Origin of the sequence: Micromonospora sp. WMMA1998 (assembly GCF_027497375.1) — a bacterium.
In the GTDB taxonomy this organism is placed as follows: Bacteria; Actinomycetota; Actinomycetes; order Mycobacteriales; family Micromonosporaceae; genus Micromonospora; species Micromonospora sediminicola.
In genome coordinates, this window is sequence record NZ_CP114911.1 from 2,842,259 (window position 1) to 2,854,284 (window position 12,026).

The 12,026-nt window shown below is 74.0% G+C and carries 16 protein-coding genes; 7 read left to right on the forward strand and 9 right to left on the reverse strand.

Going from position 1 to position 12,026, the window contains the following annotated elements:
* Positions 1-25: 25 nt before the first annotated feature.
* The 3 genes from O7600_RS12635 to O7600_RS12645 all read right to left on the reverse strand — a co-directional run bounded on the left by O7600_RS12635 (position 26) and on the right by O7600_RS12645 (position 3,775).
* Entirely contained in the window at positions 26-1,048 is a 1,023-nt protein-coding gene (locus O7600_RS12635) for an aspartate-semialdehyde dehydrogenase (protein WP_281593771.1), read from the reverse strand.
* A 94-nt stretch (positions 1,049-1,142) separates the two neighbouring features.
* Positions 1,143-2,486, reverse strand: coding sequence for a pitrilysin family protein (locus O7600_RS12640; protein WP_281593772.1), 1,344 nt, complete (start codon positions 2,484-2,486; stop codon positions 1,143-1,145).
* A complete protein-coding gene (locus tag O7600_RS12645; protein ID WP_281593773.1) occupies positions 2,483-3,775 on the reverse strand; it encodes a pitrilysin family protein in 1,293 nt (430 codons plus the stop codon). The genes O7600_RS12640 and O7600_RS12645 overlap by 4 nt, the downstream gene beginning before the upstream one ends.
* An 81-nt stretch (positions 3,776-3,856) precedes the next feature.
* Here O7600_RS12645 and O7600_RS12650 point away from each other — a divergent pair, with 81 nt between their 5' ends.
* Positions 3,857-4,570 (forward strand): phosphodiesterase, encoded by a 714-nt coding sequence (locus O7600_RS12650; RefSeq protein ID WP_281593774.1) that lies wholly within the window; start codon positions 3,857-3,859, stop codon positions 4,568-4,570.
* On the opposite strand, the gene O7600_RS12655 is transcribed toward O7600_RS12650, so the two are convergent.
* The gene (locus tag O7600_RS12655) at positions 4,545-4,760 is read right to left on the reverse strand and encodes a hypothetical protein (RefSeq protein ID WP_099163923.1); all 216 of its coding nucleotides are present in this window, start codon (positions 4,758-4,760) and stop codon (positions 4,545-4,547) included. The genes O7600_RS12650 and O7600_RS12655 overlap by 26 nt on opposite strands.
* 253 nt (positions 4,761-5,013) lie before the next feature.
* Here O7600_RS12655 and O7600_RS12660 point away from each other — a divergent pair, with 253 nt between their 5' ends.
* Genes O7600_RS12660 through O7600_RS12670 form a run of 3 tightly spaced genes read left to right on the forward strand, consistent with a single transcriptional unit; the run spans position 5,014 to position 6,621 of the window.
* The gene (locus O7600_RS12660; protein WP_281594140.1) at positions 5,014-6,111 is read left to right on the forward strand and encodes a 3-deoxy-7-phosphoheptulonate synthase; all 1,098 of its coding nucleotides are present in this window, start codon (positions 5,014-5,016) and stop codon (positions 6,109-6,111) included.
* Positions 6,112-6,159: 48 nt separating this feature from the next.
* Complete coding sequence (locus tag O7600_RS12665; protein WP_091577044.1) at positions 6,160-6,384, forward strand: hypothetical protein; 225 nt, start codon at positions 6,160-6,162, stop codon at positions 6,382-6,384.
* 27 nt (positions 6,385-6,411) lie between these two features.
* Positions 6,412-6,621, forward strand: coding sequence for a hypothetical protein (locus O7600_RS12670; RefSeq protein ID WP_091571527.1), 210 nt, complete (start codon positions 6,412-6,414; stop codon positions 6,619-6,621).
* A gap of 57 nt (positions 6,622-6,678) precedes the next feature.
* Here the strand turns inward: O7600_RS12670 and O7600_RS12675 are convergent, their stop codons facing one another.
* Genes O7600_RS12675 through O7600_RS12685 form a run of 3 tightly spaced genes read right to left on the reverse strand, consistent with a single transcriptional unit; the run spans position 6,679 to position 7,874 of the window.
* The gene (locus O7600_RS12675) at positions 6,679-7,218 is read right to left on the reverse strand and encodes a DUF1360 domain-containing protein (RefSeq protein WP_281593775.1); all 540 of its coding nucleotides are present in this window, start codon (positions 7,216-7,218) and stop codon (positions 6,679-6,681) included.
* A 36-nt stretch (positions 7,219-7,254) separates the two neighbouring features.
* Positions 7,255-7,572 carry a hypothetical protein gene (locus tag O7600_RS12680; protein WP_281593776.1) on the reverse strand — a complete coding sequence of 106 codons (318 nt, stop codon included), beginning with the start codon at positions 7,570-7,572 and terminating at the stop codon, positions 7,255-7,257.
* On the reverse strand, positions 7,572-7,874 hold the full coding sequence (locus O7600_RS12685; RefSeq protein ID WP_098747077.1) for a DUF6158 family protein: 303 nt from the start codon (positions 7,872-7,874) through the stop codon (positions 7,572-7,574). The genes O7600_RS12680 and O7600_RS12685 overlap by 1 nt, the downstream gene beginning before the upstream one ends.
* A gap of 122 nt (positions 7,875-7,996) precedes the next feature.
* On the opposite strand from O7600_RS12685, the gene O7600_RS12690 reads away from it, so the two are divergent.
* Both O7600_RS12690 and O7600_RS12695 read left to right on the forward strand, forming a co-directional pair.
* Positions 7,997-8,416 carry a hypothetical protein gene (locus O7600_RS12690; RefSeq protein WP_281593777.1) on the forward strand — a complete coding sequence of 140 codons (420 nt, stop codon included), beginning with the start codon at positions 7,997-7,999 and terminating at the stop codon, positions 8,414-8,416.
* Positions 8,417-8,441: 25 nt separating this feature from the next.
* Entirely contained in the window at positions 8,442-8,771 is a 330-nt protein-coding gene (locus tag O7600_RS12695) for a DUF3817 domain-containing protein (protein WP_281593778.1), read from the forward strand.
* Positions 8,772-8,789: 18 nt separating this feature from the next.
* Here O7600_RS12695 and O7600_RS12700 read toward each other — a convergent pair whose 3' ends face one another.
* On the reverse strand, positions 8,790-9,311 hold the full coding sequence (locus O7600_RS12700; protein WP_281593779.1) for a DUF6232 family protein: 522 nt from the start codon (positions 9,309-9,311) through the stop codon (positions 8,790-8,792).
* Positions 9,312-9,776: 465 nt separating this feature from the next.
* Here O7600_RS12700 and O7600_RS12705 point away from each other — a divergent pair, with 465 nt between their 5' ends.
* A complete protein-coding gene (locus O7600_RS12705) occupies positions 9,777-10,742 on the forward strand; it encodes a C40 family peptidase (RefSeq protein ID WP_281593780.1) in 966 nt (321 codons plus the stop codon).
* Between the two features lie 69 nt (positions 10,743-10,811).
* Here O7600_RS12705 and O7600_RS12710 read toward each other — a convergent pair whose 3' ends face one another.
* Positions 10,812-11,801, reverse strand: a complete 990-nt coding sequence (locus O7600_RS12710) for a sigma-70 family RNA polymerase sigma factor (RefSeq protein ID WP_172968072.1) — start codon at positions 11,799-11,801, stop codon at positions 10,812-10,814.
* Between the last annotated feature and the right edge of the window lie 225 nt (positions 11,802-12,026).

Consider the following 12,026-nt stretch of genomic DNA (forward strand, 5'->3'; position numbering starts at 1 on the left):
TCGACGCCCCGGCGCCGAGCCGGGCTCAGCGCTCGGCGGCGACCAGCTCGGCGAGCTGCACGGCGTTGAGCGCCGCGCCCTTGCGCAGGTTGTCGTTGGCGCAGAACAGCGCGAGCCCGTGCGCGACGGTCTCGTCGACCCGGATCCGGCCCACGTACGTCGGGTCCTGGCCGGCCGCCTCCAGCGGCGTGGGCACGTCGCGCAGCGCCACCCCGGGCGCGCCGTCGAGCAGTTCCCGGGCGCGGGCCGGGTCGATCGGCCGGGCGAACCGGGCGTTGATCTGCAACGAGTGACCGGTGAAGACGGGCACCCGCACGCAGGTGCCGGAGACCTTCAGCCCGGGGATCTCCAGGATCTTGCGGCTCTCGTTGCGCAGCTTCTGCTCCTCGTCGGTCTCGTCGGAGCCGTCGTCGACGATCGAGCCGGCCAGCGGGAGCACGTTGAACGCGATCGGGGCGGCGAACGAGCGCGGCGTCGGGAACGGCACCGCCGAGCCGTCGAAGGCGAGCGCGCTCGCGTCCTCGGCCACCTTGCGGACCTGCTCGTCCAGCTCGGCCACGCCGGCCAGGCCGGCGCCGGAGACCGCCTGGTAGGTGGCGACGACCAGGCTGACCAGCTCGGCCTCGGCGTGCAGCGGGCGCAGCACCGGCATGGCGGCCATCGTGGTGCAGTTCGGGTTCGCCACGATGCCCCTGGGCCGGTCGGCGAGGGCGTGCGGGTTGACCTCGGCGACCACCAGCGGCACCTCGGGGTCCATCCGGAACGCGGAGGAGTTGTCGATGACCACGGCGCCGGCCTCGGCGACCCGGGGGGCCAGCTCCTTCGCCGTGCCCTTGCCCGCCGAGAAGAGCACGATGTCCAGCCCGCGGTAGTCCGCGGTGGCCGCGTCCTCGACGGTCACCTCGCCGTCGCGCCAGGGCAGGGTGCGCCCGGCCGACCGGGCCGAGGCGAACAGCCGCACCTGCTCCGCCGGGAACGCGCGCTCCGCCAGCACCTGCCGCATGACCCCACCGACCTGGCCGGTGGCTCCCACAATGCCGATCCTCATGCCCGCGAGGCTACCCAGCCGGGCGGGGCGGGCGGGAGGCCTTTCCCAGCGCGCGGGCCGGGGCGACGGGAATCACACCCGTCGCCCCGCCCGGTCAGTCGTGGTCGAGCACCTCGCCGAGGCCGGCGGCCACCAGTTCGTCCCGGATCACCGCCGCGTCCCCCTCGACCACCAGCGTCAGCGACTCCGGGTGCAGGTGCGTGGCGGCGGCAGCGGACACCTCCTCGACGGTCGCCGCGAGCAGCGCCTCGCGCAGCCGCGCGTGGTAGTCGTCCGGCAGGTCGTGCACCACCAGCGTGGTCAGCGCCGAGGCGATGGCCCGGGGGCTCTGCAACTCGACCGAGAGCTGGCCGGCCCGCCACGAGCGGGCCACCTCCAGCTCCTCCTCGGTCACCCCGGTCAGTTGGGTACGCGAGACCTCGCCCACCGACTCGACCAGCGCCGGCGCGGTCACCGCGGTCTGCACGCCGGAGGTGACCGCGAAGCGGCCGAAGCGCCGGGACGAGGCGAAGTCGCCCCGGATGCCGTACGTGTAGCCGCGCACCTCGCGGATCAGGTGGTTGAGCCGGGAGGTGAACGCGCCGCCGAGCACGGTGCCGGCCAGCGTCATCGGCACGTGGTCGGGGTGGGCGCGGTGCGGGGACGGATGACCGAGCCGCAGCGTGGACTGCACCGAGCCGGGCCGGTCGACCAGGATGACCCGCCGCCGGCCGGCGAGCGTCGTCTCGATCGGGCCGCCCCGGTCGACCGGACCGCCGCCGGTGCCGGCGAACGCGGTCGCGCCCAGCGCGTCCAGGTCGATCCGCTCCAGGTCGCCGGCGACGATCAGCGTGCCGGGACGGATGAACCACTCGGAGTGGAAGACGGTCACGTCGTCCACCTCCAACGCGGCCACGCTCTCCGGGTCGCCGTAGAGCGGGCGGCCCCACCGGTTGTCGGCGCCGAAGAGGTCGGCGCGCAGCACCGCGTCGGCGCGCGGGCCCGGGTTGGCCCAGTCCATCCGCAGCGCGGTCGCCTCGTCGTCGCGGACCCGCAGCACGTCGGTCGGGTCGAGCCGGGGCGTGCGGACCGCCTCGGCGAGCAGCTCCACCGCGGCGCTCAGCCGGTCGACCGGCACCTGCACGCTCACCTGGAACGAGTCCCAGTCGAGCCCGGCCACCAGCTCGGTGCCGAGCGCCTCGATGGCCAGCGCGTAGGCGGTGGCGTCGCGCTGCGCGGTGCCCTCCTCCAGGGCCTTGGCCAGCACCGCGCCGAGCCCTTCCTTGCCGACCGGCTCGCGGCCCGCGCCGCCGTCGAGCAGCAGCAGCGCGACCGCGAGCGTCTGCCCGGGCAGGTGCGCGGCGACCACCTGACCGCCGGCCACCGTCCGCCGGACCACCTGCGGGAACCGGTAGGCGCGGGCGGCGCCGGGGCCGGGACGGGTGGCGATCAGCGTCATGAGGTCTCCTCGGGCAGGTAGGTCAGGATCACCCGGTCGTCGGCGCCGAGCAGCGCGGCGGCCTGCTCGGCGACCTGCTCGGCGGTGACGGCGAGCCAGCCGGGCAGCCGGTCGGCGGCCCGGGCCGGGTCACCGAACTGGGTGGCGTACCGGCCGAGCGTGTCGGCGCGACCGTCGACGGTGGACATCTGCCGCCACCACATGGTGCTCAGCAGGGCCTTGGCGCGGTCCAGCTCGGCGGCGGTCACCGGCACGGTGGCCAGCTCGTCGACCACCTCGGCGAGCCCGTCGCGCAGCCGCTCGGCGGTCACGCCGGGACGGGCGGTGGCGGTGGCGATCAGCGGCGCGGGGGCGTGCGCCAGGTCCACCCCGTACGCGCCGACGAGGTCCGGCTGGGCGATCCGCTCGCCGTCGGCGAGCCGCTGGTAGAGCCGGCTGCCCCGGCCGCTGCCCAGCACGGTGGCGAGCACGGTGGTCACGTCGTACCCCGGGTCACCGAACGGGTGGGTGCGGTGCGCGAGGTAGACGCGGGGGGCGGGCACGTCGGCGGTGACCGTCTCCACCGCCGGCGTGCCGGTGGCGGGCACGGCGCGCCCGTCCGGGGCGGCCGGGATGTCGGAGCGCGCGGCGAGGCCGCCGAAGTATTTGTCGGCCAGCGCGAACACCTCGGCCGCGGTGGTGTCGCCGACCACCGTCAGCACCGCGTTGTTCGGCGCGTAGTAGGTGCTGTGGAACGCCTGGAACGTGGCCAGGTCGGCGGCGTTCAGGTCGGCCATCGACCCGATGGTGGCGTGGTGGTAGGGGTGGCCGGGCGGATAGAGCAGCGGCAGCAGCCGCAGCCAGGCGTCGCCGTAGGGGACGTTCTCGTAGCGTTGCCGCCGCTCGTTCTTGACCACGTCGCGCTGGTTGTCCAGCGTCTCCTGGGTCAGCGCCGGCACCAGGCCGCCCATCCGGTCGGCCTCCAGCCAGAGCGCCAGCTCCAGGTGCTCGGCGGGGACGGTCTCGAAGTAGTTGGTCCGGTCGGGGTTGGTGGTCGCGTTCAGCGATCCGCCCGCGCCCTGGATCAGCTTCATGTGCTCGGTCTTGGCCACGTTCACCGAGCCCTCGAACATCAGGTGCTCGAAGAGGTGGGCGAAGCCGGTCTGGCCCGCCGGTTCGTGGCGCGAACCCACGTCGTACCAGAGGTTGACGGCCACGGCCGGGGCGGTGCGGTCCTCGCTCACCACCACACGCAGGCCGTTGTCCAGTCGGGTCGTCTCGATCGGCCAGGGGTAACCGCTGTCGGGCATGGCACGACGCTATCCGATCCCGGGGGCGGAAAGGTGACGCGCGGGGAGCATCGTCGCCGCGCGCCGGGGTACCCGAGCGCCATGGTCACCCCCGCACCGTCCGCCGTCGAGCGGGCCGCCGCCGCGCTGGCCCGCCTCCGGCACGCCCGGCTGCTGCACCCCGCCGGCCGCACCTTCGCCGCCGAGGTGCTGATCTGGGGTACGTCGGGACCGCCGACCGGGGTGCCGCTGCTGGACCGGCCGGGCCGGTGGCCGGCCACGGTCCGCCTCTCCAAGGGGGTGCCGACGCCGGGCGGCTGGCCGGACGTGCTGGGCGTGGCGGTCCGCCTGCACCGGGACCCGGAGCCGCCGGTGGACCTGCTGGTCAGCTCCAGCGGCGCCGCGCCGGTGCTGCGGAACCTGCCGCTGCCCCGGCGGCGCTTCACCGGGACGTACACCTCGATCATGCCGTTCCGCGCCGGGGCGCGGCGGCTGTTCCTCGCCGCGCTGGCCGACCCGGACTCGCCCGACCTGGGTCGCTCCCTGGCCGGGGTCGACGCGGCGGTGGCGGCGGACGAGCCCCGGCTGGTGCTCGCGGTGGCCTCGGCGGTGGGCCCGTGGCGACCGTTCGGCGAGGTACGCCTCGACGGGCGGCGCGGCGCCCCGGAGGACGCCGCGCTCGCCTTCGACCCGGTCGGCAACGTGCCACCCGGCCTGCGCCTGGCCGGTCCGCTGGCCCGGCTGCGGGACGCCGGCTACCGGGGATCGCGTCGGGGCCGGGGCGTCGGGCTCAGTCGGGGGGCTCGATCGGGGTGACGGTCTCCTCGGAGGTGCGGTGCTCCAGCACCGTGTCCGGGGCGGCGTTGCGGTCCTCCTCGCGAAGGTCCGACTCGGCGAGGATCGCGTCGGCCTGGGCCTCCGCGTCGTCGCTGCCCACCGCCGCCTCCTCCGGCAGCAGGTGGGCGCGGGACTCGATCCGGTCCTGGTCGCTCTGGTCGTGGCTCATGGTCGTTCCATACCCCGCGTTCCGCTCTGCGGAACGGAGCGGGACTTCCCGGTCGCGTCGGGTAGGCTGGCCGACGTGACGCGGTCGTATCGATGGTTTAGGCAGCCGGCTGGAGGAGCCGGTGACTCGACCGTGAGCTGACGTCACCACCTCTTCGAGCCGGCCGGGCAGGGATTCTTTTCCCTGCCCTTTCGTATGCGAGCAGCCGGCTCGATCCCCCGGACCCGGCACGGGGGCGCGGTCGGCGGAAGGAATCCCCACCGTGACCACGTCCCCGGACGCCCATCGGGTCATCGACCAGCGGATCGACCGCGTCGTGCCGCTGACCACCCCGGCCCTGCTGCACCACCACCTGCCGCTCGACGCCCCGCTCGCGGACGCCGTCGTGGCCGGCCGGCGTGCCGTCGGCCGGGTGCTGGACCGCGACGACGACCGGCTGCTCGTCGTCGTCGGCCCGTGTTCCGTGCACGACCCGGCCGCCGCCCTGGAGTACGCGGGACGGCTGCGCGAGGCCGCCGACCGGGTCGCCGACGACCTGCTGGTGGTGATGCGGGTCTACTTCGAGAAGCCGCGCTCGACGGTGGGCTGGAAGGGCCTGATCAACGACCCGGCGCTGGACGGCTCGGGTGACGTGAACACGGGTCTGCGGACCGCGCGGGCGCTCCTGCTCGACGTGCTCCGGCTGGGCCTGCCGGTGGGGTGCGAGTTCCTCGACCCGATCACCCCGCAGTACATCGCTGACACCGTGGCCTGGGGGGCGATCGGCGCCCGGACCGTGGAGAGCCAGGTCCACCGGCAGCTCGCCTCCGGCCTGTCCATGCCGATCGGCATGAAGAACCGGCCCGACGGCAGCATCGCCACCGCGGTGGACGCGATCCGCGCCGCCGGCGTGCCGCACGTCTTCCCGGGCATCGACGTCTCCGGCACCCCGGCGATCATGCACACCCGGGGCAACGCCGACGGTCACCTGGTGCTGCGCGGCGGGGGCGGCCGGCCCAACTACGACGCGGAGTCGGTGGCCGGGGCGCTGGACCTGCTGCGCGCGGCAGGCCTGCCCGAGCGGGTCGTGGTCGACGCCAGCCACGCCAACAGCGGCAAGGACCACCGCAACCAGCCGGTGGTGGCCGCCGACGTGGCGGCGCAGCTCGCCGCCGGGCAGCGCGGGATCGTGGGCATCATGCTGGAGAGCTTCCTGCTCCCCGGCCGGCAGGACCTGGACCCGACCCGGGAGCTGGAGTACGGCCGGTCGATCACCGATGCCTGCATCGGCTGGGACACCACCGGCGAGGTCCTGGACCACCTGGCCCAGGCCGTCCGGGCGCGCCGCGCCACGCTTCCGGCCCCTGCCTGAGCGGGGTTGGGGGAGTTTGACCGGTTCGGGGCCGGGTAGGTGGTCGGCGTGACCGATGACGCGCCCGTGACCGAGCAGCCGGACACCAGGCCGCTCGACGACCTGCTCGACGACCTCTACCGCGGTCAGGAACGGATCACCCAGGCCGACATCTACCGCCGGGCGGTGGCCGCCGAGCTCCCGGCCGAGCTGCTCACCCGGATCGCCGCGCTCCCCCAGGGCGAGTACGCGGTCGACGAGGCGGCCGAACTGCTGGGCGGCACGGTCGCCTGAACACCCGCCCGACCGAGAGGACCCGACATGACCGACCGCGAGCCCGAGCACGAGCACCTGGCGGCGCTCGGCCAGCCCCCGGAGGGCATGGACACGCTGCCGGAGCCGGACTTCGCCAACGAGCACGACCGCACGGCGGTGGACCGGGACATCATCACCGGGGCGGACGAGGACGAGCGCGAGCCGGAGACCTCGCGCGGCTGGGCCGGCGAGGACCACGGCACCACCCCCACCTGATCTCCGGCGCGACGACGACGGGGCCGGCGCACTCGCGCCGGCCCCGTCGCGTCGTGCTCACTTCTCGTGGCGCCCGCCCTCGGCGGCCTGCTGGGCCACCGCGTAGCCCATCTGGAGGAAGTCGGAGGCGGCCACCGCGGTCAGGGCGGTGGCGACCAGCCGGGTCAGCCGGGGCGCCAGCACCAGGCCGCCGGTGAGCCCGGTGGCCACCCAGACCGCCAGGCAGAACGGGCAGCTGACCAGCTCGCCGAGCGCGTGCCGGGTGGGGCTGCCCTCGTCCCGGACCTGCTCCATCACCTCACCGCTGCCGATCGGGTGGTCGTAGCGGGTGAACGGCGCCCGCAGCGGGCTGGTGATCGCGTCCTTGGACAGCAGCCGGCTCAGTTTGTGCGTGGCGACCGAGAGCAGCACCACGTCGCCGGGCGAGGGCCGTTCCGGCACCGGCCGGCCGGTCGCCCGGACCAGCCCGACCAGCGCCGCGGTCACCCCGGCGTAGGTGCCCATCGCCTTCAGGTAGCCCTCCAGCGGTCGGTGTTCGTGCGGCGCGTACGCCTGGCGCAGGCGCGCCACCTTCTGCTTCAGGCCACTCCCGGTCAACCCGGCCTCCCTCTCGTGTGTCGTGGCGGGCCGGGCTCAGCCGGCGGTCAGGTTGTCGGCCACCTCGCGGTCGAGGTTGGCCAGGATCTCGTCGGCCAGGGCGTGGTCCGGGCCGGCCAGGTCCAGGCGTACCCGGGCGCCGCCGGCGTCGGCCGGCTCCACGTCGATCTCCGCGGACCAGTCGGCGGCGCTCCACCGGACCCGCATGTCCTCGGCGTCGACCACCTCCACCTGGCAGTCGCCGGAGCGGCGCAGCACCTCCGGCAGCCAGGCGGAGGAGCGGTCCGGGTCGGTCGCGGTGTTGAACACCACCTCGGGCGGCGCGGACATGCCGCGCTCGGCGTGACTGGCCATCAGGCGTCCCGCAACCGGCTCGGGTCGACCTCCCGGCCCGGGTGCCGGGCCAGGTACTCGGTCTCCAGCTCGGCGGTCCGACGCAGGTGGTTGGCGAGCGCGGAGTCGGTGGCGTGCCGCAGCGTGTCCAGCCGGGTGCGGTGCAGGCTCTGCATCTCCCGGATCAGGTCCTCGTCGCCCAGCTCGGCGGGGTCCACCCCGAGCAGCTCACCGTCGCCGGCGCCGGTGGTGCGGGCGTGGTCGCCGTCCCACTCGGTGACCCGCTGCTCCGGGCTGGCGTCCCGGCGTACCGATTCGGTCATCGTCGCCCCCTCGTCTCGTTCGGGCTGGCGACTAGACGGATGCCCAGCGCGGCTGCCACCAAACCCGGGCCACCTACGACGCCGCGTCGGAGACGGCCGGCGGCCCCGGTACCCTCGATGTCATGCAGCGGCTCTGGACACCGGCGTGGATCGTCCGCCACGTGGCCATGGTCGTGCTGGTGGTGGGCTTCCTCGGGCTGGGCTGGTGGCAGGTGACCCGGGCCGCCCAGGGCAACGCGCTGAGCTTCGGCTACGCGATCGAGTGGCCGGTCTTCGCCGGTTTCGTGGTCTTCGTCTGGTGGCGTGAGGTGCGGCACGCGCTGCGCGCCGCGCCCGGGCCGTCGACCGCGCCGCCGCCGTCGGCGGCCGCCGACCCGGAGCCGGTCACCACCACCCCGGCGGTACGCCGGCCGGTGCGCGCCGTCCGGGTGCCGGCGGCGCCGCTCGACGGGGCGGACGACGGCGAGCTGGCCGCCTACAACCGCTACCTTTCCTGGTTGAACGCGAATCCGGGCGCCCGGCCCGGCGACTATCCCGGCTGAGGCCGGTGCGGAAGGACGGACGACGGTGGGCGGAGCCCTTACCCGGTACCGCGTGATCGCCTGGATCGTGGGCGTGGCGCTGGTGGTGCTGGTCCTGATCGGCATGCCGCTGAAGTACGGCTTCGACAACCCGAGCGTGGTGGCCGTGGTCGGTGTCGCGCACGGCTGGCTCTACATGCTCTACCTGGCGCTCACCTTCGACCTGTCCCGCCGGGCGAACTGGCCGCTGAAGCGGATGCTGCTGGTGATGCTCGCCGGCACCGTGCCGTTCGTCTCGTTCTACGCGGAACGGCGGGTGAGCCACTGGGTGGCCGCCGGGAACCGGCCCCGTACCCCGGAGCCGGTCGCCGGCTGACCCGGCCGCCGCGGCCGCTCAGCGTGCCGGCCGCCACGGCGCGGCGGCGGGCGGGTCGGTCCAGCCGCCGCCGAGTCGCGCGCCCTCGCGGGCCCGGCGCAGCGCGCGGGTCACCTGGCCGAACTGCCGCTCGTCGTCGCTGCTGAACAGCAGCACCTCGGCACCCCGGATCCGCCCCCACAGCTCGTGTGCGGGCGGGCGCCAGCGGTCGCCGAGCAGCACCAGCAGCAGCGGCAGCAGTCCCACCGCGCCGAGCGTCAGGTACGCCCCGGCGGTGAGCCGCTCCAGGCCGCCGGTGAAGCCGAGCAGCAGACCGACCGCGGCGATCAGCGCGGCGGAGACGGCGACCGCCCGTACGGCGAGCCGGTCGTGCGGGCCGCGGGTGGTCCAGAGCTGGGTGATCTCGGTCACCGCCCAGCTGTTGCGGCCGACGGTGAAGCGCTCGGCGGTGACGACGATGCCGGGTCGGGCGTAGAGCAGCGTGGGCGCGGTCGCGTGCGGCGACCGGGGCGGGCGGGCGGAGGAGCGATCGGTCTGCACGGCGGCCTCCCGGGGTCGCGGATCCCGTGGTGGGGATTCCCGGTTCCGCGCTTCATTGTGTGGCGGACACGCCACCCGACCTCGGGTTTTCGCCCGCCCGGCCGGTACGTCGCCGGACCGGCCCGCCGGAAACAGAGAACGATTTCCGTCTTTGTCATGACTTTGCCTGGCGTGGCCTGGCGACATCCGTCCAGAACGACGAATCGGGCGAGTCGCGCCTTCCGCCCAGGAGCGCCGAAGCCCGCGACGTGAGGTCCGCGAAACGGTCACGGACGGTCAGCTGCCCCATTGTCACTTTCCGACACTTTGCCAACTTTCGCCCCTGCTTGAACTCCCGTCCACTCCGATCACGGGTTAGGTTGTCCAGGTCGGTCCGGTCGACCGCCGTCCGCCCGGACGGCGCCGGGTCGGTGTCGACGGGGCGTGCCACGCCTCCCGTCGACCGTGGAGAGGAGCTTTCCGCTCTTGTCGTCCTTACGGATGCTGCTCCGCTCGCTGGCGGTGGCCGGCCTCTCGGCCGCGCTGCTCGCTCCGGCGTCGGTGGCTCGGGCCGAGCCCACCCCCGCCGAGCTGACGAAGCAGATCGAGAAGTCCTCGACTGAGCTGGAGCGAATCGTCGAGTCGTACAACAAGCTCAACGAGGAGATCAAGGCCAACAAGGCCACCGCGGCCACGTTGGAGGCCCGGATCGGCCCGTTGCAGGACCAGGCCGAGCGGAGTCGCGCCGACGTGGGCGCGATCGCCGCGACGGCGTACAAGACCGGTGGCATGCGCACCGCGGCGGCCCTGCTGGAGCCGGGCGGCCCGGCGTCGCTGCCGGACCGGCTGGGCACGCTCGACCAGCTCACCCGCCAGCGGCAGCGCACCATCGACAGCTTCACCGGCGACCAGCGCCGGCTGATCGACCAGAAGACCCGGCTCGACGTCACGCTGGCGAAGGAGGCGGCGCAGGCCAAGCAGCTGACCGCCGCCAAGAAGCGGATCGAGGCGGACCTGGCCGGCCTCTACGAGATGCGTCGCAAGGCGTACGGGCGGGCCACCGAGGCCCCGGTCAAGGCGAGTTCGGCGGGCACGCCCCCGGCCGTCTCCGGCAAGGCCGGCGTCGCGGTGCGGTACGCCTACGGCGCGGTCGGCAAGCCCTACGGCTACGGCGACGACGGCCCCGGCAGCTACGACTGCTCGGGGCTCACCCTGGCCGCTTGGCGGGCCGCCGGGAAGTCGCTGCCGCACAGCGCGGCGCAACAGTGGAACGCGGTGACGCGGATCAGTCGCAGCCAACTGCAACCGGGCGACCTGGTGTTCTACTCCGGCCTCGGACACGTGGCGCTCTACGTCGGCGGCGGTCAGATCATCGACGCGCCGAGCGCGGGCCGCAACGTCAGCAAGCGGGGCATGAACATCATGAGCATCGCCGGCTACGGCCGGGTCTGACCCGTAACGACGAACGGCCGGCGTCCCCCTGTCGGACGCCGGCCGTTCGTCGTTTCCATTACTACCAGGTCAGGCCGCCTGCAGTCCCTCGGCGCGGGCCAGCTCACGCAGCCGGCCGAGGGCCTGGATCTCCAGCTGGCGGATCCGCTCCCGGGAGAGCGAGAACCGCGACGCGACCTCGGTCAGCGAGTGCTCGCGCCCGTCCTCCAGGCCGTAGCGGGCCCGCATGATGCCGGCCGACCGGTCGTCGAGGTGGTTGAGCAGACCCTCGATCCGCTGCCGCTCCAGGCCGGTCAGCACGATCTCCTCCGGCGACGGCGCGTCGCTGTCGGCGACCAGGTCACCGAGGTTGGTGTCGCCGTCGTCGCCCACCGGGGTGTCCAGCGAGACGGTGTCCTGCGACCAGCGGCGCAGCTCGTTGACCCGCTCGACGGTGACGCCGAGCGCGGTCGCGATCTGCTCCGGCTCCGGGTCGCTGCCCAGCTCGCGGGTGAGCTGCCGGGCCACGTTGCGCATCCGGTTGACGTCCTCCACCAGGTGCACGGGCAGCCGGACGGTGCGCTCCTGCTGGGCGATGGCCCGGCTGATCGCCTGCCGGATCCACCAGGTCGCGTAGGTGGAGAACTTGAAGCCGCGCTCGTAGTCGAACTTCTCGACCGCGCGGACCAGGCCGGTGTTGCCCTCCTGGATCAGGTCCAGCATGGGCATGCCGGAGCGCACGTAGCGCCGGGCGATGGAGACGACCAGCCGCAGGTTGGCGCGGATGAACAGGTCCTTCGCCCGCTCCCCCTCGACCACCACGCGCTCCAGTTCCTCCCGGGTGGCCCCGTCGGGGAGCCGGTCGGTGTCGAGCAGGTGCTCGGCGTAGAGACCCGCCTCGATCGCCTTGGAGAGATCCACCTCGCGGGCGGCGTCCAGCAGCGGCGTCCGGGAGATCTCGTGCAGGTAGACGCCGACCAGGTCCCGCTCCTCGGCGACCTCGTCGGTACGCATGCCGATGTTCTTGTCCACGATTGCCACGGTCCCCTCGCTCGCGCCGGTTGCCCGGTTCCTTGCCATCCCCACGTTCATCAGCCCTCCCCGTAACCTCCGCTGTGCCCGTAGGTGCTGACACCTACACAACAGATGTGACGCGTCGGGGATTCCATGTCGTGAGTCGAAACTGTCACGAATGCCTGAGTAGTAGCTGAGAGCCCGGTCCATGTTTCCTGTCAGGACCCCTGCTCGGGCGGCTCGCGGCCGCCCTGGTCGGTGGGCGCGGGAGCAGCGGAATCGCCGTCCGCC